The 20765-nt window shown below is 42.4% G+C and carries 12 protein-coding genes and 1 pseudogene; 6 read left to right on the plus strand and 7 right to left on the minus strand.

Annotated elements, in window-relative coordinates:
* Window positions 1–605 precede the first annotated feature (605 nt).
* Together ACSAZL_RS18850 and ACSAZL_RS18855 are read left to right on the plus strand one after the other, a co-directional pair.
* Entirely contained in the window at window positions 606–1523 is a 918-nt protein-coding gene (locus tag ACSAZL_RS18850; RefSeq protein ID WP_440946107.1) for a hypothetical protein, read from the plus strand.
* A gap of 1258 nt (window positions 1524–2781) precedes the next feature.
* Window positions 2782–3122 (plus strand): annotated as a pseudogene (locus ACSAZL_RS18855) (type I restriction-modification enzyme R subunit C-terminal domain-containing protein).
* A gap of 1223 nt (window positions 3123–4345) precedes the next feature.
* Here the strand turns inward: ACSAZL_RS18855 and ACSAZL_RS18860 are convergent.
* The 3 genes from ACSAZL_RS18860 to ACSAZL_RS18870 form a co-directional block, all read right to left on the minus strand.
* Entirely contained in the window at window positions 4346–5122 is a 777-nt protein-coding gene (locus tag ACSAZL_RS18860) for an SDR family NAD(P)-dependent oxidoreductase (protein WP_440946108.1), read from the minus strand.
* A gap of 354 nt (window positions 5123–5476) precedes the next feature.
* A complete protein-coding gene (locus ACSAZL_RS18865) occupies window positions 5477–5872 on the minus strand; it encodes a hypothetical protein (RefSeq protein WP_440946109.1) in 396 nt (131 codons plus the stop codon).
* 4 nt (window positions 5873–5876) lie between these two features.
* Window positions 5877–6449 (minus strand): hypothetical protein, encoded by a 573-nt coding sequence (locus ACSAZL_RS18870; RefSeq protein ID WP_440946110.1) that lies wholly within the window; start codon window positions 6447–6449, stop codon window positions 5877–5879.
* Between the two features lie 26 nt (window positions 6450–6475).
* Between ACSAZL_RS18870 and ACSAZL_RS18875 the strand changes: the two genes are divergently transcribed.
* A complete protein-coding gene (locus tag ACSAZL_RS18875; RefSeq protein WP_440946111.1) occupies window positions 6476–6844 on the plus strand; it encodes a hypothetical protein in 369 nt (122 codons plus the stop codon).
* A gap of 351 nt (window positions 6845–7195) precedes the next feature.
* Here ACSAZL_RS18875 and ACSAZL_RS18880 read toward each other — a convergent pair whose 3' ends face one another.
* The 3 genes from ACSAZL_RS18880 to ygiD form a co-directional block, all read right to left on the minus strand.
* On the minus strand, window positions 7196–8203 hold the full coding sequence (locus ACSAZL_RS18880; protein WP_440946112.1) for a TolB family protein: 1008 nt from the start codon (window positions 8201–8203) through the stop codon (window positions 7196–7198).
* Window positions 8204–8806: 603 nt separating this feature from the next.
* Window positions 8807–9205 carry a DUF3592 domain-containing protein gene (locus ACSAZL_RS18885; protein WP_440946113.1) on the minus strand — a complete coding sequence of 133 codons (399 nt, stop codon included), beginning with the start codon at window positions 9203–9205 and terminating at the stop codon, window positions 8807–8809.
* Window positions 9206–9848: 643 nt separating this feature from the next.
* Window positions 9849–10622 (minus strand): 4,5-DOPA dioxygenase extradiol, encoded by a 774-nt coding sequence (ygiD, locus tag ACSAZL_RS18890; RefSeq protein WP_440946114.1) that lies wholly within the window; start codon window positions 10620–10622, stop codon window positions 9849–9851.
* 419 nt (window positions 10623–11041) lie between these two features.
* On the opposite strand from ygiD, the gene ACSAZL_RS18895 reads away from it, so the two are divergent.
* The 3 genes from ACSAZL_RS18895 (at window position 11042) to ACSAZL_RS18905 (ending at window position 18179) form a co-directional block, all read left to right on the plus strand.
* Window positions 11042–12295, plus strand: coding sequence for a PGF-CTERM sorting domain-containing protein (locus tag ACSAZL_RS18895; RefSeq protein WP_440946115.1), 1254 nt, complete (start codon window positions 11042–11044; stop codon window positions 12293–12295).
* 458 nt (window positions 12296–12753) lie between these two features.
* The gene (locus tag ACSAZL_RS18900) at window positions 12754–15069 is read left to right on the plus strand and encodes a PGF-pre-PGF domain-containing protein (protein WP_440946116.1); all 2316 of its coding nucleotides are present in this window, start codon (window positions 12754–12756) and stop codon (window positions 15067–15069) included.
* Between the two features lie 488 nt (window positions 15070–15557).
* Complete coding sequence (locus ACSAZL_RS18905) at window positions 15558–18179, plus strand: PKD domain-containing protein (protein WP_440946117.1); 2622 nt, start codon at window positions 15558–15560, stop codon at window positions 18177–18179.
* A gap of 122 nt (window positions 18180–18301) precedes the next feature.
* Here ACSAZL_RS18905 and ACSAZL_RS18910 read toward each other — a convergent pair whose 3' ends face one another.
* Window positions 18302–20656, minus strand: a complete 2355-nt coding sequence (locus ACSAZL_RS18910) for an ATP-dependent DNA helicase (RefSeq protein ID WP_440946118.1) — start codon at window positions 20654–20656, stop codon at window positions 18302–18304.
* Window positions 20657–20765: the final 109 nt, after the last annotated feature.

Raw genomic sequence — 20765 nt, forward strand, 5'->3', positions numbered from 1 at the left:
ACAAATTGACGGAGGCATTTACATTTATCTGTAAATTAAAATGAGGTTCCCCGGTCAAGGGAAGTATTCTTTGGATAGGGAAAACGGTTCTGAATTCGTATTTCCTGGTGACAGCATGAGTTTGCCTGTTATTTTTTGCGTCGCAGACGAGAAAACTTCACTGTCCAATAGTCCGGTGTTTCATATTTCTCATTATTCCCCACATACTCGAAGAAAAGGAAGAGTGGTCCAGGAGAAAATCTGCGCCATGGAGCTCTTATGAAGATAAATATATAATTTCTTTCCTTTAGAAAATACGGCTCTTAATACCTCTAATTAGTTTTAATCTACATATTTAAGTTTTTTTCATTCTTATAAGCTTTTATAAAGCTTCTTCTTTGAATTAAATCGCTTTAGATCCTTTATTTCTGAAAGTAAGTTTATATTTTAGCCCGCTTATCTCATGACTGTCAGCAGGCGAGTGTCCTGCAGGACAAACGAAACAACTGAAAAACCAGGTAAAACGAACAACTGAAAAAACAAGACTAACGGAAAAACGAATCTAAAGGACATAAAAAGGATATAAAGAACATAAAAAGGACAAAAATCAGTAATGGAAGTATATTATGAAAATAAAAACAACAGTATTCAATTCGATTTACCGTGTTGCAGCGGTACTAATGGTGTTATGTATAATACCTTCGGGGGCTTTTGCATCGGAAAATTCTCCTGCATTTGCTCCTGCAGAGAACATAACAGAAGAAAATTATGCTGATGTTCAGGCAGAGATCCTTGATTCTCTCAGCGAACAAATTTCGGAGCTTCAAAGCTTCTATTCCAATGTGAGTGAAGCATCCGATGCCTCGGAGCTCCAGGAAGTTTTGTCCAGCCGTATGCCGGAAAACGGAGGAGGACGTGATGGGAATATGGGCCCGGGCGGAATGGGCCAGGGACCCTGCGGAATGCCCGGATTATTCGGTTTCGCCCAGGTTGAGAGCGTAACTGACGACAATTATACCGAAGCCCGGGCAGCAATTGTAGATTCCCTTGAAAATATAACTGAGATGCTTAACAGTCAGCTGGATAACACAACTGATGAAAATATGACTGAGATGCTCAATGAAAAAATAACCGAGCTTGAAACCCTATCCAGCGAAATAAGTGCAGCTTCCAGTGCAGACGAACTTCAGGACGTTGTATTCACCTATGTACAGACCCAGGCTGTTGACTCACTCGAAATGGAAATAGAACATCTCGAAGAGATGGGAAGTAATAGCGAGACCGATGACAACATGAGTGAGAACATCAGCAGCAGGATCACGGAACTTACTGCCCTGATAGACGATATCAACGGAGCAGAGTCCCTTGAAGACCTTATGGAGGTCATGTCCTCTTCCCAGGGAATGCCCGGAATGGGAATCGGTGGCCCGATGCAGCACGGTGGCTGCGATTGCCCCATGCCCCCCTCCGAAGCTCAGGACAGCAGCACTGATGACAGTACCGATGACAGTACCGATGACAGCACTGAAGACAGTACTGAGTAACGACAATACTGAGAACCTGTGACGGATAACCTGTGATGGGTAAGTTGTCGACAGTAAGCTGTGACGGTAAACTCTGACAAGCTTGAACACATAAGTTTGAACGCTTGAGAATGAATTAAAGACTTAATGGACGAATAACAGGCTTAATGATGCACAAATCATATTTGACGATGAATAAATGATAGAAAAACTTAAAAGGAGGTGATAGGGAGTCCTAAATGAAATCGGAAGTGAAAAGAGATGATGAAAAATCCAGATGGTGAAAAACTCAAAAGGAGATGATAGGAAGTTGGAAAGGAGACGATATCGAATCTTCTCATCTTTTCAGACAGACCGGAACTAAACACAGAACAAACATATCGAACAAATCCCTACACCAGATTATACCCAAATTGCATATCGCTTGATAAGTATCAAAATGTACCTCCTTTGCCCGGCTCGAAAGAACCGGGCGACCATATGAAAACTCGACGACCATAGCAATAAATTACAGAATTAAATACTCTAAATACTCTGATGAATGCAAAAAACGTTCCCAATAAAAAATGTTCCCAATTCATCATCTCTTTTTCTCTTTCCTTTTGAGATTGTTTTTACTCCTCCTCTCTTTTTCCGGCACAGTGGCCTTTTTTGTGTAATCGTTTACTATGCTTCTGCCTTCTTTTTCGTTAATGATGAAATTAAAGTTGCACAAACGGAAGGAAAAACAGGCTGGCAAGGCTGGACAGGCAGCTAAGCGAGAACGGAAGAGCCACTTTTGCTAAAAAAGCGAACGGAAAGACCATCAACCAGACAATCAGGGACCTGCTCTATGCGTATAACCCTGATATTATCGACCTCCACGCCTCCGAAATCAAACAGTTCCATCCGGAAATTCAGGACGCTGAGGCAAAGAAAAAGGCGCAGGAAAAGCTAACTGATATTGCCGGATCCACTTTTTCCGGCGAGCTGAACGAGTACATCGAAAACGTCCGCGGAGTCCATGAGCAGATAATCGACACCGTGAACACCGACACCGTCCTCAGAGCCGAATGGGGCAAAGACGTTGTAGTAGGGGTCGATGAGCTGGCAAACGACTTCAAGGCATATATGTAAGCTAACAAAGACGAGATCACAGCTGGGAATTTTCTACAACCAGCCCTACCAGCGCAGGGAAGTTACTTTATGATGATAAAGGAAGTGCCGGATAAACTGAAACTCGAAAAACCCCATTTCACCCCCCTTCAGGATATGGCAGGCTTACAAGCAGCTGGAAAAGGTGAACGGCAACTCCTCGAAAAACGAACTCACAACCCTGGTCTCCCTGGTCCGCAGGATAACCGAAATCGACCCTGTGCTGACCTCATACTACCAGGAAGCGAATCGGAATTTCCAGGAGTGGGTATTCAAAAAACAGGCCGTCACCCTCAAGTTCAGCGAGGACCAGATGAACTGGCTCCGTATGATAAAAGATTATGTGGCTAACAGCTTCCACCTGGAAATAGAGGACCTCGATTACCACCCTTTGATATTCTTGGCGGGCGTGGCAGGATGTACCAACTTTTCGGGGATGAGATGAATACGGTGATTAGTGAATTGAATGAGGCACTGGTGGCATGAAAATGAAATGAGAAGAACGGGCTGGGTGAAAAGTGGGGGTGAAAATAAAAGGATAAAAGTATAAAAAAAGCAGCTTGCAGTGGAAAACTAAGCATAAAAGAGAATAAAGGTTTGTTATCTATATAGGGGAACTTTAAGACATCATTTTAAGTATGAATTAGTGAAGCATTTGATATGCATACTTATCGACAAAGTATATGACTAACGATTTGCGTGTAGACTTCGTAAAGAAATGAACGGGAAGTATTACCCTTAGTAATAATACCGACGGTATTTTATACCAGAACTTACATATTAGATATTGTTCACAAGGAACTAAGCTGTAAAATGAAGCAAATTCAGGACAGAGTAATAATCTGATCCCGTAATAAACTTCATTGGCGCGTAAGCTGTAAAATGGAGCAAATTCAAGACGGCTTAAAAACCGATCTCGAAATCTACTTCATTGACACATAAGCTGTAAAATGAGGTAAATTCAGGACAGGCTGAAAGCAGGCTGAAGGCTGATCCCGTAATAATCTTCATTGACGCGTAGCTATAAGGTGGAGAAAATTCAGGACGGCTTGAAAACCGATCCTCTAATATACTTCATTTATGGCGTAAACTGCGAGATGAGGTAAATTCAGGACAGTCTAAAAGTTGATCCCGTAATCTACTTCATTGATGCGTAAGCTAAAAATGAAGCAAATTCAGGACAGAGTTCTGATCCTGCAATAAATTTCATTGTTGCAGACCAAACCTTGTGGACCCTTTATTCACTCTTTTAATCAACGCTAAAGTATACAGATATCTTTTTCTCGTCTTTTACTGCTTCTCTTATCTTTTCGTTCCGGGATATTTTCCTCAATACCCAGAATTTAATCGACTTTCCAGCTCGTCTACTCTGCTTTATTGTTCAGTCCCAACGTGACTGTGCACAAAATCACTTATTTTTTCTATAATAGTTTTCACTTGAGACAATCCAGTTGGCAGTGTCGTGAATTTGCTGTAAATCTTGAATCAAGTTTTTGTATACAGTTGGAAATGTTGATCTTCTGATATGGAATTTATGACTCAATCAATTTTTGAAATTACAATTTTTATGGTACACTGCCGGTACTGCAGGGTTTGTGATTGAAAAGTTAAAACTGAATAAGTTGATATCGGGAGTTCGGATATGCCTTAAGCTTGCCAAGATCTGTGTTTCCATCCCTCCCCGACTCAGACGGATGCACCCATATCTATTATTCGGCTGTGTATCCTCCATCTATGCAATGAACACTGCCCGTTATGAATGCAGCTCTCTCACTAAGTAAATAGGCGACCAAGTCAGCTACTTCTTCTCTTGTAGCAAGACGTTTCATGGGGTGTGCAGCTGCCATGTAGTCCGTAGCTTCCTTTCCAGAATCTATGATTCTGGGAGTTGCAACATAACCCGGGGCAACTGCACATACTCGAATATTAGATTCTGCTAATTCCAAAGCTGCTGAACGGGTTAACCCGATTACGCCATGTTTTGCTGTTGTATAAGCTGCCATGCCAGCCAAGCCGACAAGTCCATTGGCAGATGACATGTTCACAATAGCGCCAGAGCTATTCTTAAGCATTGCTGGTATTTCGTATTTCATGCAATAGAAAACACCAGTTAGATCGGTTTCTATAACATCTCGCCATATTTCGATATCAATATTTTGAAGTGGAGTGTTTGCTGGTCCTGTAATTCCGGCATTGTTGACAGCAATATCAATCTTTCCGAATCTTTCGATTATGGAGCTCACTGCTATTTGAACACTATGTGGATCTCGAACGTCAACTTCTATGGGAAAAGTGCGTTTTCCTGATGGATCAACTCTATTACATATGTCGTGAAGTGGTGCGATATGACGACTAACAAGCGCAACAGAAGCTCCCCCTGCATAAAGTCTCTCAGCAATAGACTCGCCATTGCCGGTTCCTGCCCCGGTTACAATAGCAACTTTTCCTTCGAATTCGTTTTCTAGTATTTTAAATGCTTGGCTCATGTGATAATCCTCACTCAGGCTTGAATTTGAAGTAATAAGTCTCTAACTCAAGTGGAGTGAAAGTGACAAAACCTTATAGTTATTGTACTGCGGCAGTGTCGCGAATTTGCTGTAAATCCTATGTCAAGTTTTTATGTATCTTCTTCAAATTGAATGGAAAGCTCTGACTTTCAACTCAACGAGCTTTTTTCTCTGATGAGTTGAGCCAGAAATGGCATCTCAAATTTGTCGCTGACTTACCACAGATTTACTGATATGCATTTACTCACAGTTTCTTTGCTGTCTGAACAATCTTCATAAATGTGTCATATTGCTATATACTTCCCTGCAACCGGCATCTGTCAGTTCGTTCAGTTATTCTCTTTGCCCCAAGAGCAAATTTATGGTTCCATTTGCTTTTACCCCAAACCTGGAACTTATTTGTCCGGCTATTTCATTAACGACACATTTGTAATTCTCTCCGGATTGCTCTTTATCTATACAGGCGCAGAGAACACTAATTTCTCCTTCATGCAGCCAGGGATAACGTTTCGAAATTCTTGATATACACTGTTCGTCAACGTTATGTATAACTAAAAAATCTTTGCAGGAATTTAATAAATTGAAGGTTTCAGGACTTTTCTCAAGCTCGTCATATACCTGTTCTGTAATTGCCGGATCGTACCCCTGTTTTTTGGAGATTTCAAAAGCTCTTGGGAAGTAAGCTTCCCGAAGTAAATAGATGATCGAGGAAGCGTCAAAAATTATCATTCCTTTACGCCTCCTGTAAATCAAGAAAAGTTTCGATATTTATACCGGCAAGGAAAGCCGCTTTTTCCAGACTGACGACTCCTTTTCTGTAGATTGAAATCGAGTCTTTAACCCTTGTTCTCATAATTGCCCGATATTTGACTGATTCAATGGTAAAGTCCGGATGTGAGGCATAGATAAACAAAAGAATTTCATCATCGATGAGATTACTGAGAAATATCTTGAAGTCGGCAATTGCTTCTTTTTCTTCTGAAGAGAAAAAGTCCTGCTTCAGGTCCAATGCCTTTATCCCTGAAGAAGTTATTTTGTAAGTATAGTCCTCTTTTTTTTCAACAAGGCCCATTGATACCAGATTATCCATACTGACCTCGGAATTTTCGCTATACGGCCCGAGGTAATGAGGACCGAATTCTGTCCACTCATTCACTTTATCAATGTAATTCGATATCAGAAACATTTCTTTTTGAAAAGCAACCTTTCCTTTTACCGGCTCCTCATCGTTCATTTTCAGTAATTCAAGTATTGTAATGCTTAACGGAGAAAGGTCCTCTTCAATATTATCCGATGAAATTCTCAATCTGCTCCCCCTTAACCTTTAATTCGATGTTCGCTGCTATCTGGAATAGTGTTCTCTTTTTCATAGAATATGTGACTATATGTAATTACTTTGTATTATATTTCTCATTGGCATCTCTTACGGACTTGAAGCAAAACCCTCATCAAAAGAACCCAGGACCAGAGGGAGCGTGGATCTACGATTCCAAAGAAATCCGGATCTACGACTACCGCATAAATGTGTACTACACCTCGAAGAAAAACCCTATGAAATACTCTGATCCCGAAGACTTCATCAAATGCCACAACCCGGAAAACCGCCACAGCCGCAAAAGACCTGAAATGAGGAATCTTCAAAAGGCAGGTTCAGAAAATTCGGCTATGACGAAATTGTATCAAGGGATAAAACTAACCTGAATATCTTCCAAGGGATAAAACTAACCTGGATATCTTCCAAGGGATAAAACTAACCTGGATATCTTCCGGCTCAAGGACAAAAGCCTCGCTGATCTGGATAACCTTCCGGACCCTGATATTCTTGCAAAACGAGATCATTGAGAATGTGGAGGCTTCACTTGCGAGTTTTAAGGGGATTATGGCTACTATTAACGGTGAAAGTGAAGAGAATTGAAAAATAAATTCCACATATGTCTAAAGATTAAAGAATATGCTGATACTCTTTTTATCATCACCGAATTCAAAAATTCAGATGTTTTTCAATAAAATGTTGTGGTGGGTATCCACCACTTATTACTATGAACCACTTATTTACGGTGAGATTTCCGGGTCAGGCTGCAAGGTCGCATAATAGATATCACTGCCAGCCGTACTATCAACATAGTTCTTATCCATTCCCCATACAACAGTGTTATTGTATATCTCTGGTGTCGTATAAACTTCCTCAGGATATTCATATATTAGTGTGCTTTGTCCTGTAGATATGTTATATACATATACTCCGGGTTTGCCTTCATAATCATCAACAGCTTTATTGTATACAATTTTATCACCTTGTATGTCAATATGTGTCCCTGTACTGGCGCCGTATTCTTTTCCATCTGAATAGGTATCAAGTGGATGTGTGACGTCTATGGTTTTCTTTGTTAACGTATCATACATCGCAATATATCCCTGATGATTATACACATCAGACCAGATAACTTTAGTACCCCATATATGCGGTATGTTCGGATCTCCGTATGAAGTGACAGTTGTTTTTTCCTTCGTATTGATGTCGTACATTCTGATAGCCATATCCGCTTCTGGATCTTCCGAATATGAGTAATACACCACTTTTGTGTCATATATGTCGGGATTACTGCCGTTTCCTATTTTTGTCTGTGTGGATGTAGATATGTCCCTCAGATACACACTATCATTTGCACTCCAGACGATCCTGTTGCCGTAAATAGCAGGTTTGCTAAATTGATCTACATTCTGCGTGATGTAACTTTTTGTGGCTGTCGGGATATCGTACACAGCAAGCCTTGGCGTTCCGCCGCTTTCATCATGCCACACTAACTTGCTGTCGTAAATATCCGGACTAGAGGCCCCGGAAGAGCCAAACTTAGTATCTGTTCCGTTGGTCAGGTCGTATAGATTAATAACAACCCCATTTGTCCATACTACCTTGTTACCATAAATAGCAGGATCGTATCCGGTGCCAATTTTCGTAACTTGAGCCGCTGAAGTTGCGACTGAAATTAAAATCAAAAAAACAAAAACCAGGAATGCTGAAGCTAAAGCTATTGAACATAGCTTTCCCTTATTTTTCATTTATTTTCCCCCAGGTAGCTTTATTTTTCAAAGTTAATGTACAGTTTATATGATTCGGATATTTCAGGTTCTGTAATAATATCTGAATCATCTGTTACTAAAGTCGCATTAATCCAAACCTGGAATATTTTCCCAACCAATTATGTGATAAATTAGTAAAGAGACTAAAGAATTATATAATTTTGCGAATAAAATATTTTTCAACCTTTGTTACATATCGGTTGCTACAACCCGGAAAACCGCTTCAAAAGAGACCTGGAATGAAGAATTTCCCGAAGACAGGTTCCGGAAATTCGGCTATGACGAAATTGTAACAAGGGATAAGACTAACCTGGATATTTTCTGGCTCAAAGACAAAAGCCTCGCTGACCGGGACAACCTTCTGACACTTATATTCTTGCAAACGAGATAATCAAGAATACGGAGGCGCCACTGGCAAGTTTCAAGGAGCTAATAAGTACAATCAATGAAAACGGTGAACAATAATTAGCTGGAGCAGGTTACCCCTGCTCAAACCAACTAAATAGGAAAGAACAAAAATAGTACATCTTTTCATCCTGTTATTTTTTCCCATTCCGTTATCTTTTTTCGTCCTATTGTCTTTTATATGTAAATATCTTTGATTATAGCCTTCTTTGGATTTTCCGGATCTACCATCAGGGTTATTTCATCCCCTAGTTGATAGTATTTTGTTCTTCCCGATTTTAAGATGCGATTTTTCGCAGAATGTTTTTCATTTTTGTATGTATACTCATACCTTACCCGTCCTCGGTCACGGTAGAACCTTATAGCGGTAATATATCCCGTAACTTCGTCGGCACCTTTGAACATTTTGTTGTAATATTTGAGTCTCCATACAATAACAGGCACTAATAGTACAACTGCACAAATTGCCATCTGCAAGTAAAATGGTGCATCAGAAGCAGTTAATCTCGGAATTAGCAATCCGCTAAAATAGGCTGATATTATATACAATCCCCATACTACTAAAATAAATGCCAATGACATTCCCGCTGTGAAATCAGATTGAAATATTCTAAACATTGAAGGTTTTTAAACATTTTTTTCCATTTTAGTTTCTCCGCTGTCTCATAATTATATTATTACAAAAGTTACTATCTCAATTTTAGGATTTAGTGTATGAACCTGAGCATATATATTTCTTTTTATTTAAAAAAAGTTATATTCTGTTTTTATTTGGCAACAATATTCTATTTCTCAACTTTTCAAATCTTGGTGAACTCCACTATCCTCGAAATACATCTTCAATTTTTCTTTAAATGGAGTAGTGCCGTTCTCTATTCAACCCCATTATTTAGCCAGAAAGTGTAAAAAATAAGTAAATGATAATGGACGGTAAATACCCTAGATAGCCCATATTTCTGTGCTTACAATAGAATTTATCTTTGATAGTTTTCATCGCTATTCATCATTGCTTTTGAGGAGGATTTTGAGGGTGAAATACAAATTACACAAAAGTTGTAACGTAATTGGATAACTCAAAATTAAAAACACGCTCTTAGCGTGCTAAAATAAATTATTGAAATAGACATTGAGAACAGTAGAAATGTGTAGTAGGCCGATGATATTCTAATTCACATACCCAGCCATTTAATAGATCTGTTAAAGAATTGCGAGCTATTTTTTATTCATCAGCTTCAAACAATATACAGCGCATGGAAACCGATGCTAAAACTATCTCTTCACAAAAAAAGCTGACACTTTCGTTTTTACCTGTTGCGCCAAGAGCGTAGATTAGAGGGATATAATGTTCGGCGGAATTGACGGACAATAATGCATCTTCTCCGAGTAACTCGTACTTGACCAGCTTCGGGTCGTCTCTGGCTGTAACGTACTTTTTCACTTTTTCATCAAAACTCATTGCCCATTTATATGGAGTTTTTGACATTCTTGCCAGCATGAGGTTATGCACGACGTTTCCGGTGCAGAAAATAAGAATTCCCTCTTCTCTTAATTTAGAGAGTTTTTTTGCCAGGTCATAGTGCTGCTGCATGTTTAGTTTTCTATTTATGCTGAGTTCGACTACCGGAATATCAGCATCAGGATACATCTTCGAAAGTACGCACCAGACTCCGTGATCAATGCCCCACATGCTGTCAAAGTTGACCTCCTGAACAAGGTCCTTCACTTTTGTAATAAGCTCCTTTGAGCCGGGACAATCGTATTTTTGGTCATATAATTCCTGTGGGAACCCGTAAAAATCGTGGATTGTTTTCGGCTTCTCATTTGAAGTAACACTGCTTTCCTCTCTCTCATAGTGTGCGGATATTGCCAGTATTGCTTTCGGCTCAGGAATTTTTTCGGAAATCTCCCTCCAACTTTCTGTAAACTCATTTTCTTCGATAGCATTCATGGGAGAACCATGACCTATAAACAGGACAGGCATCACTTTTTCCATGCTTTTAACCTCGAGTTGATTATATTTTATCACAATATATTCATTTGAGGTATAAAATAAATTTGAGGTATAAGTAAATTTGAGGTAGAAAGTAAATTTGAGGTATAAGTAAATTTGAGGTATAAGTAAATTTGAGGTATAAAGTAAAGTACAATCGATTCGGATATTTTTAGCGTTTCGGGTTTACTTAGATGCCGTCAACAACTTTAGATTTAGGCAGTAAGCGGGGATGTAAGCAACAAAATTAGATGCCAACAATGGCAAGGAACATCAATGCTCTTTTTTATTTCCGAAATCTTTGCTCCGCCTCCTGTCTCTGGCAAGTCGTCCTAAAATGGAGGACTTCCTCAAAATATGTATCCAAATGAAAACATTTAAAATTACCTGAAGTTCAGATATTATATTGTTGAGGGCCGTGAATGGAAAATAGAGAAGATCGGTACTTAATAGTTTTAGCTTCGACAGTTCTGGTTTTTGTTCTGTTTATTTCTACTTTTCCTGTAGCATTAGCATTTTCTCTACACAGTAACCGGCTTACCATAAATGAGACTCAGCTCACCGCAAATCGTTCGGATGAAGCCTGCCCTTCAATCTACGGGAACAGGGTAGTGTGGCAGGATCTGCGTAACGGGAAGAACTGGGACATCTACATGTACAATCTTTCGACTCGCGAGGAAAGCCGGATCACGAATGGCGGCTTCGATCACAGGGAACCTGTTATCTACGGGGATAGGATCGTGTGGGAGGATACTCGCGATAGTTATCAAAACGCGAATGTTCATCTGTACAATCTAACCACCTCCACTGAAACTCAGATTACAACAAATATCTCAGGTCAATATGCTCCTGATATTTACGGGGACAGGATAATCTGGGAGGATACCCGCAACGGAGGCGGCTGGGATAAAGAGGGTAACAGGGCAGGAAACTGGGACATCTACCTCTATGACCTTTCCACCTCCACCGAGTACCGGATCACCACCAATGAGTCGATGCAGGAACACCCTGTAATCTATGGGGACCGGATCGTCTGGCAGGATTCCCGCAATGGAAATCCGGATATCTACCTTTACGACCTTTCCACTTCCAGGGAGACTCAAATCACCACGGACCCTGCAGCTCAATACTCTCCTGCTATCTACGGGGACAGAATAATCTGGACCGATGCCCGCAACGGAAAAGCGGACATCTACATGTACGATGTTTCTACTTCCGCCGAATCTCAAATAACCACAAGCGGGTCAGTTGAATCCGGGCCTGCTATCTACGGGGACAGGATAGTGTGGATGGATTATCGCAAAGGGCGGGAAAACCTGGATATCTACATGTACGACCTCTCCACCTCCACTGAAACTCAGATAACAACCAATGAATCAAACCAGTGGGGAGAGCTTGACATCTGGGGGAACAGGATCGTCTGGCGGGATCAACGCAATGGGAACAATGACATCTACATGTGCACTGTCTCAGGGAAGGGTGCAGAGTCAGAAGTTGAACCAGAAATAAGGTCAGAAGTTGAACCAGAAATAAGGTCAGAAGTTGAACCACAACCGAGATCAGAGGTTAATCCCGAGCCTGAGAAGGAAGAGAGCATAAACAAAAACACCCCCGGATTTGGAATTGTTTATTGTGTCACTGGTTTTCTTGGTGTGTTTTTGCAGTGGAGAAGATAAAACATGGTGAATTGCAATTCGGTATAAGAAAGTTATTGATCCTATTCAGGAACTTCCTCCACTACTATACTTATTTTTAAGAAATTTCACAGCCAGAGTTTCACAGCCAACCTTATTTCCTTTAGAGTGCCATGATTTTTTTATCTGCTTGTTTGCTCATTAACGATAACCTGGCCACACCAGCCTCGTATCGCAGCACAGCAACAAAAATAAAGTAAGTCTCATTAAATATTTTCAGTTTGGATCTTACTCTAATTAATGAATGGATTTCCTAAAATCCTCTTAATCTCACTTGAAACTCTCAGGTGATTTCTTTCACTCTTTTCATTTCAAACATAATAGTCAGATATTGGATACTTTAAATAAATTTCAAAATAAAAAGAAAAGATTTTTATTTTGTATAATTATCTGAATTCAGGTATTAAATTTTTTTAATAAAAGCAAGGGAAGAGGATAAAATGAAACTTAAAAAATTCTATTCAATAGCTTTAGTATCAGCAGCGTCTATGGTTTTTCTTTTGATTCTCGTTTCATCTCCTGCGCTGGCAACTTCACTTCTGCTCACTGAAACCCGGGTAACCACCGATGAATCAGCTCAGCTGTACCCTGCAATCTACGGGGACAGAATCGTGTGGACAGATGCCCGTAATGGAATATTGGATGAATACGGAAACGTTGCAAATCTGGATATCTACATGTACGACCTTTCCACTTCCAGGGAAATTCAGATCACCACCAATGAGTCAAATCAAAGCATGCCTGCTATCTACGGGGACAGGATCGTCTGGCAGGATGACCGCAACGGAAACCTGGATATCTACATGTACGACCTTTCCACGTCCACAGAAACTCAAATCACCTTCAATAGCTCCAGGCAATACGACCCCGCTATTTACGGGGATAGGATAGTCTGGACAGATGACCGTAACGATAAAAACGGGATAAATTCTGACATATATATATACGATGTCTCCACTCAGGAGGAAAACCAGATCACGGATGAGCCGGTTATTCAGATAGAACCTGTCATTTATGGCGACAGAATTGTATGGGCAGACTTCCGCTATGGCCAGGATGAAGGACAGTCCTGCATTTTCATGTACGACCTCTCAACTTCAAAGGAAACTCAACTAACTGACGCGGGATCCGACCATCTGAGCCCTGCTATATATGGTGACAGGATAGTGTATTGCAATAGCGAAATGGGCATCATCTTCATGTACGACCTCTCCACCCGGAAGGAAACTCAGATTACCACCAACGAAGTTGCGAACACGCCTGCTATCTACGGGGACAGGATCGTCTGGTGGGATTGGCGCACTGGCAACTTCTCAGATATCTACATGTATGACCTTTCCACTTCCAGTGAAGTCCAGATAACTACCAATGAATCCGAGCAGTTTTCCCCTGCTATCTATGGTGACAGGATAGTCTGGTCCGATACACGCAACGGGTATCCGAAATACGATATATATATGTGCACTCTTTCGGAAAGCGAACCCGAACCTATCCTCCCTACTGCAAATTTCAGGGCAAATACAACCAGCGGGAATGCCCTTCTTTCTGTCCTCTTTACCGATCTTTCGGAAAATGCAACATCAAGGAGCTGGAACTTTGGAGACGGAGCTACTTCAATCGAAAAGAATCCAGTCCATTCTTATTCCCTGGCAGGAACCTACACTGTTAACCTGACAGCAATCAACCTGAACGGTACGGATTCGAAAACTACGGATATAACTGTGCTTGAACCGGAGGAAGAAGAGGAAGAGGAAGAAAACGAAGAGAATGAAAACGAAGAGAATGAAAACGAAAATAACAATCTTCCCGTAGTAGATTTTACAGTGAATAAAACCAGCGGCTATGCCCCCCTTTCCGTCCTCTTTACCGACCTTTCCAAAAACGCAACCTCAAGGAGCTGGGACGTCAACAGTGACGGAATCGAAGACTCAAAGGATGCAAGTTTTGTTTATACGTACACCTCTACGGGGACTTATACCGTTAATCTGACCGTAAGCAACGCAAACGGTACTGTTTCAAAAACTACACCGATAGCTGTGGAAAGAAAGAGCAGCGGTGGGAGCAGCAGCGGCGGTGGTGGCGGTGGAGGTTCCCCAGAACCTGCAAGAAACATTGAAACAAAAGAACTTTCACAGGCTTACATAACCAATGGCAAGGTTGTACAGTTTGATTTCGCGAAGAATGCAACCTGTGTCGTGTATGTGAGTTTCGATTCAAAAAAGACAGCCGGAAAGACCACAACAATTGTCGAGCAGCTAAAAAATAAGTCTTCACTTGTTTCCGAACTGCCTGAAGGTGAGGTCTACAGGTCCTTTAATGTCTGGGTTGGAAACAGCGGGTTTGCAACTGAAAAGAACATAGAAAATCCTGTCATCGGTTTCAAGGTTGAAAAAGCCTGGCTTCAGGATAAAAAGATAGACAGGACTTCCATTATCCTCAACCGGTACAGTGACGAAAAATGGGAACAGCTGCCAGCCAACCTCTCAGGAGAAGACGATGAATTCCTGTATTTCACATCTGATCTTCCAGGATTTTCTTCCTTTTCAATAACAGGAACGGCAAAAGGGTTATCCGAAGAAAATGAAACAGAATCGGGGCCGGAACAGGAAACTCGACTCGCAGACGAAGAGTTGAAAAATCTGGAGTCAGAAACCGGGCAGACCTCTGAGCAGGGAGAGGATGCCAAAGCTCCGGGATTTGGGATAGTGTACGGGACAATTTGCCTTACCGCCATTTTCCTGTATAAAAGAAAGTAGAAAAGTTAAGAATACAAAAGAAATGAAAGTGGATCAAAAGCCTATTGCAGGATTTAAGACAGAGAAATGATTGATGAAGGTTCCCCCTTCATTTTTTTTGTAGATTTTTCAGGTTCAAGCGAGCCTTTTATCCAGTTTGTGATTATAAACCTTTTATCCAGAAGACCTCCGGACTTCAGCCTCATATGACATATTTTATATCTATTTAAAAGTATTAATCTAAATCAGTATATTTATATCATTTCACATGCTTTCCAATTTAATTAAAGCCTTTAATATAAAGGAATGAGTCTGTTTATAAAAAATATATTAGTGAAGATATTACAAATCAAATCTGTACATAGTTGGAATTTAGGAGATGTCAGAGTCGCCGTTAACCAATGAAATTTGATCCATAATACAGATTTCACCCCCAATTTCTTGAATGGACGGAGGAGTTAGAAATTAAAAATAAATTAACTGTTTTACTAATTACTTTTCTCATTTTAATGTTAATTTCAGATATCGGAGCAGCGGCTGAGATAACAGTCAAGCCAGAAGATTCGATACAGGCTGCTATTGACAATGCAAGTTCAGGGGATATAATTACCATACAGCCCGGGACCTATGCAGAAAATGTCAAAATATATACAGATGGCCTCACTATCCGGTCGGAGTCCGGAAACCCTGACAATACAATGATTATGGCTAACGACTCGACAGACGACGCGATCTTCGTGCAGGCAGATAATGTCAAAATTAGCGGCATTAAAGCTGCCAGAGCAACCGCTTCCGGCACCTCAGGGATCTGCCTTTCCGGATGCAATAACTGTATAGTTGAGAATAACAAGCTAACAGCCGACGCGCAGGGAATTTATCTTGTAAGTTCTAGAAAGTGCACCGTCTCGAAAAACATAGTCGTAAACAATAAAATATATGGAATTGTGCTCGGGAGTTCCAGCGGCAATGCCATTTCCGGAAATACGGTTACCAATTCCGAACGTGGCATCTATATGGGCAATTCTGACGATAACAACGTTTCAGGCAATACTGTCACTTTGAACAATTATGTAGGATTCTATAGTTGTAGCCGGTGTGACCGAAACCTGATTTATAATAACTACTTCAACAACACAGATGTGACCGTGATAACCGGGTCAGGAAGCAAATTTAATACTACAAAAACCGAAGAAACAAATATTGTTGACGGTCCTTACATCGGAGGAAACTACTGGGGAAAACCGGACGGAACAGGTTTCTCCGACACAGCAAAAGATAATGATGGAGATGGAATTTCCGACACAACATACACTCTACCGGGCAGTTCATACGTAGATAACCTGCCTCTTGTATACCCGTCTCACTCGCCTGAGCCTGTGCCCCCTGTCGCGGACTTCAGCAGCGACGTGACCTCAGGGGAAGCCCCGCTGACGGTTAAATTTACCGACAAAAGCACAGAAGATCCCACTGCATGGGACTGGGACTTCGGAGACGGAAATGTTTCAACAGAACAGAATCCGGAATACACATACACCTCAGCAGGAACTTATACGGCAACGCTCACAGTAAGCAATGAAGACGGAGCAGCTTCAAAAGAAGGTACGATAACCGTCACCCAGGCTCCTGAGCCTGAACCCGAACCGGTACTCCCTGACGCAGACTTCAGCAGCGACGTTACCTCAGGAGAAGCACCACTTGAGGTAAGTTTTACTGACAAAAGTACAGGAACTCCCACTGCATGGGACTGGAACTTCGGAGACGGAAATGATTCAACAGACCAGAACCCTGCATACACATATTATTCAGCAGGAGAATATACCGTTAACCTGACAGTAAGCAATCCAAACGGAACGGATTCAAAAACTGCACTTATAACGGTTACCCAGAGCTCTGAGCCCGAACCGGTACCCCCTATTGCAGACTTTAGTAGCGATGTGGCTTCAGGAGAAGCCCCACTAGAGGTAAGTTTTACTGACAAAAGTACAGGAACTCCCACTGCATGGGACTGGGACTTCGGAGACGGAAGTAATTCCACAGATAAAAATCCTGTACATACCTACTCCTCAGCAGGTGACTATACCGTTAACCTGACAGTAAGCAATCCAAACGGTTCGACTTCAAAAACTCTAGAAATAAAAGTGCTGGAGGCAGAAAAGAAAGAAGGCCTTCCTGCTGCGGACTTCAGTGCAAATGTCACCAGCGGCTATTATCCCCTTGCAGTCCTCTTTACCGACCTCTCACAAAACGCAACCGAAACCGGCTGGGATTTTGACAATGACGGAGTGGTCGATGTAAGCTCCAGTAGCATAGTATACGTGTTCACCTCCAGAGGGACCTATACTGTAAACCTGATAGCAACCAATGCTAACGGCACGGATACAAAAACTATGGAAATAGACGTAAAGAGGAAAAGCAGTGGCGGAAGCAGTGGAGGCGGCGGAGGTGGCGGCGGAGGTTCCCCCGAGCCTGCAAGAAACGTAGAGGTTAAAGAGCTTGCTCAGGTCTTTATCACAAACGGAAAAGAGGTAAAGTTTGATTTCACAAAGAATGCAACCTGTGTTGTTTATGTCGGCTTTGATGCGATCAAGAACGCAGGCAAGACCACAACAATTGTTGAACAGTTAAAAGGTAAATCCGCTCTTGTTTCGGAGCTGCCCAAAGGAGAAGTCTACAAGTCCTTTAATGTCTGGGTAGGAAACAGCGGATATGCGACCTCAAAGAACATAGAAAATCCGGTGGTCTGCTTCAAAGTTGAAAAGTCCTGGCTGCAGAATGAAAGTATAGAGCAGGATTCGATTACCCTTAACAGGTATAATGATGAGAAAAACTGGGAGCAACTGACGGCAAACCTTACAGCTGAAGATGACAACTACCTCTACTTCACAGCCAGTGTCCCAGGGTTCTCTTCCTTTGCGATAACAGGTACGGCTATCCGGCAGATTGAGGAAGAAAGCAAACAGATTCCAGCTGAAGAAAGATCGGTAGGTGACGTTCAATCAGAAAAGAACGAGAACGAAGAACCTGAGTCTGAGGAGAGCAGCAAGAACGGCAGAGTCATGTTAAGTGTAGGGATCGTGATCGGAGCTCTGGTAGTAGTAGGATTAATACTGAAGAGCATGAAAAGACAATAACGGAACGTTACATAACGTTCCACATCTCCCAATTTGCAGTTCACATAATAAATATGGTGAATTCGCGGGCAGGAAGAAGAAAACCGGAGGAAAGGAGCTATTTACCTGTCAGAAATTACCATTCAGAGCTTTTCTGCAAGGCTCCCGAACTCCAGCCGGCGTGAAGCCGGAGATTCCCGTCCCTCCTTTCCAGTCCTTTTTATTTCATTCTCTTTTTTTTCAGGGAAGTAGGGCACTATATTTGCAAAAAACTCTTCTACAAGGTTTCCCACATCCCTCGGAGCTACATCGAGAAATTCCTTACTTTCCTCGGGCGGAAAGTACCCAAAAACCGAAAACTTGCCCAGTTTGCGCGCCTGAGAACCTTGATAGCGGGCATCAAGGAGGATCCTTACCCCGAAATCTCCCGGGGAGCGGACAACTCTTCCCATTGCCTGCCTGACCTTCCTGATAGTTGGTACCTGGACTGCAAACTCCCAGCCTTCCCCGCAGCCAAAAATCGTATCATAAGCTGACTCTACAGCTTTTATCCTATCGTTAAGGGCCGGGTATCCCACACCTACGACAATAACGGTCCTGCCGCGGGAGTCTCTGAAATCAACACCTTCGCTTAAGGTTCCCCAGAGATAGGTTATGAGCACGGCCTTTCCTCCCTGCTCCCCTATTTTAAAAAACTTCTGCCTGATTTCCTGGGCTGAGACTCCGACCTCGTCAAGGAAAATAGGGACCGAAAGCTCGGGCTCAAGGAGTTTTGTATAGCGGAGGGCTTCCGCATAGCTCTGGAAATAAATGGTCACATTCCCCGGCGAGGCAGCAGTGGCTGCAAGAAGCGCTTCTTTCAAACTTTCCAGGGTTTCGGGACTGTCCCTGTTTTTTGCAAAGAGGGGTGGGACTGAAATCGCAAGAGTAAGCCGCCTTTCCTGTGGAAAAGTGGTTCCGTAGGTAATTTCTTCCACTTCCCGGGTAATGCCAAGGGTGGACTTTACCATCTCGAAAGGTCGCAGGGTAGCCGACATCAATACTGCCGAATAGACGGAGTCAAGCAAAGGCTGGGTCACATTTTTAGGAATGCAGGTGAAAAGTTCAAGCCTGCCGACTACCCTATCGCTTTTGAAGTCTCTGCGCATGTTCAGGATCGGGTAATAGTTCTGCCTGTCCGAAAGCACAAGATAGGAAGAAAGAAAATCGGCAACATACCGGATCTGGGAACGTTTGGGCACGGAAAGCAGCCCTTTTTTATAGTTCTCAGCATAGATCTCTTCCAGTCTGCCTCCGAACTCTCCGATTTCCCGCAGCCTGGTCAGGACCTTTTCTTCATCTGCAAACCCTTCTTTCTTCGCATCCCGCAAAAAACGAGCCTTCAGAATGTCGAAACGCTCATAGGGGTCGCTGATCTGGATATCCTGCCAGTGTTTTCCAAGCCTGTTTCTCTCCCCGAACTTCAGTTTAGAGTCATAGGTTTCCCTGACTGCGGTGAGAAGGCAGGAAAAGAGCCTTTTTGCGTAGAGCCGGGAGGCATAGTCCTGGTCAAGAGGGATCCCGAGCCCCGGTCCTGAGCCGCCTCCGAATACGGGAGAACTGTCAGGTTCGGGAATTTCCCCCACCTCGGAAAGGGCTTTTTCGATGGTCAGCTCGGAGAGCATTATGGAGGAATGAGACCGTGCCGAAGCCTCAATGTTGTGGGCTTCATCAAAGATCAGAATAATGTCTTCGGGGTCTCGCTCCAGCCATTTAAGAAGGGTCATGAAAATGTCAGCATTCAGTACGTGATGGAAATTGCAGATCAGGAGCTCCGTATTTTTGAGTTCCTTTTTAAGCAGTTCATACCCGCACATGCCCCGGTCTTCCGCATATTCCATGATTTCCTCGGGGCTTCTTACATCGGAAAATAGCCAGGAAGAAAACTCGTTTCCTTCGAACCTGAGGACCTCATAAAGCTTTGAGCAGGAGTGACCCCTCAGGGACTGGGCTTTTTTTCGGGCTTCTTCGAGTTCTTTTTCAAGCTCGTTTCGGAGGGCGTAAAGGGAAGGGTCTTTTGTCCGTTTGTATTTTTCGTAGGCGTCTTTAAGTTCTTTTTCTTTTGAAGACACTTCCCGCTCAAAATCAAGGAAATCATAGGTGTTTTCCCCTTTCAGCCTGCACTCCTCATAGTCAAGGTTATCCGGACACATGGAGGTCTTGCCCTTGAAAACGATTGTTTTTATGCTGTTGTCCCTGTTGATATCCCTGGCTTCGTGGATGAACTGGACCATCTGCTGGTGGACATTCGTGACGATGATCACGACCTTGTTGAGCTTCTTGCCCACATGAAGGGCAGGAGCAAGGGAACTCAGGGTCTTGCCTGTCCCGCACGCCCCTTCAAAAAGCACTATTTTCTCATGCAGGAGAGCAGAGTGAATCTTCTCCATGGCTTCTGCCTGGTTAGGGTAGCAGCTTTGTTTTGTAAAGTACCTCATGTATCCGTTCTTCTGTTCCATGCGCTTAACCCTGTTTTTGTCACCGAGATTTGAGATTTCGAAATATTTAGGCCTTCATCGGGCTTCTTCGAACCTTTTTCGACCTTCTTTAGTCCTTGTGCCCGGCATA

Origin of the sequence: Methanosarcina mangrovi (genome assembly GCF_052057765.1) — an archaeon.
Lineage (GTDB): Archaea > Halobacteriota > Methanosarcinia > Methanosarcinales > Methanosarcinaceae > Methanosarcina.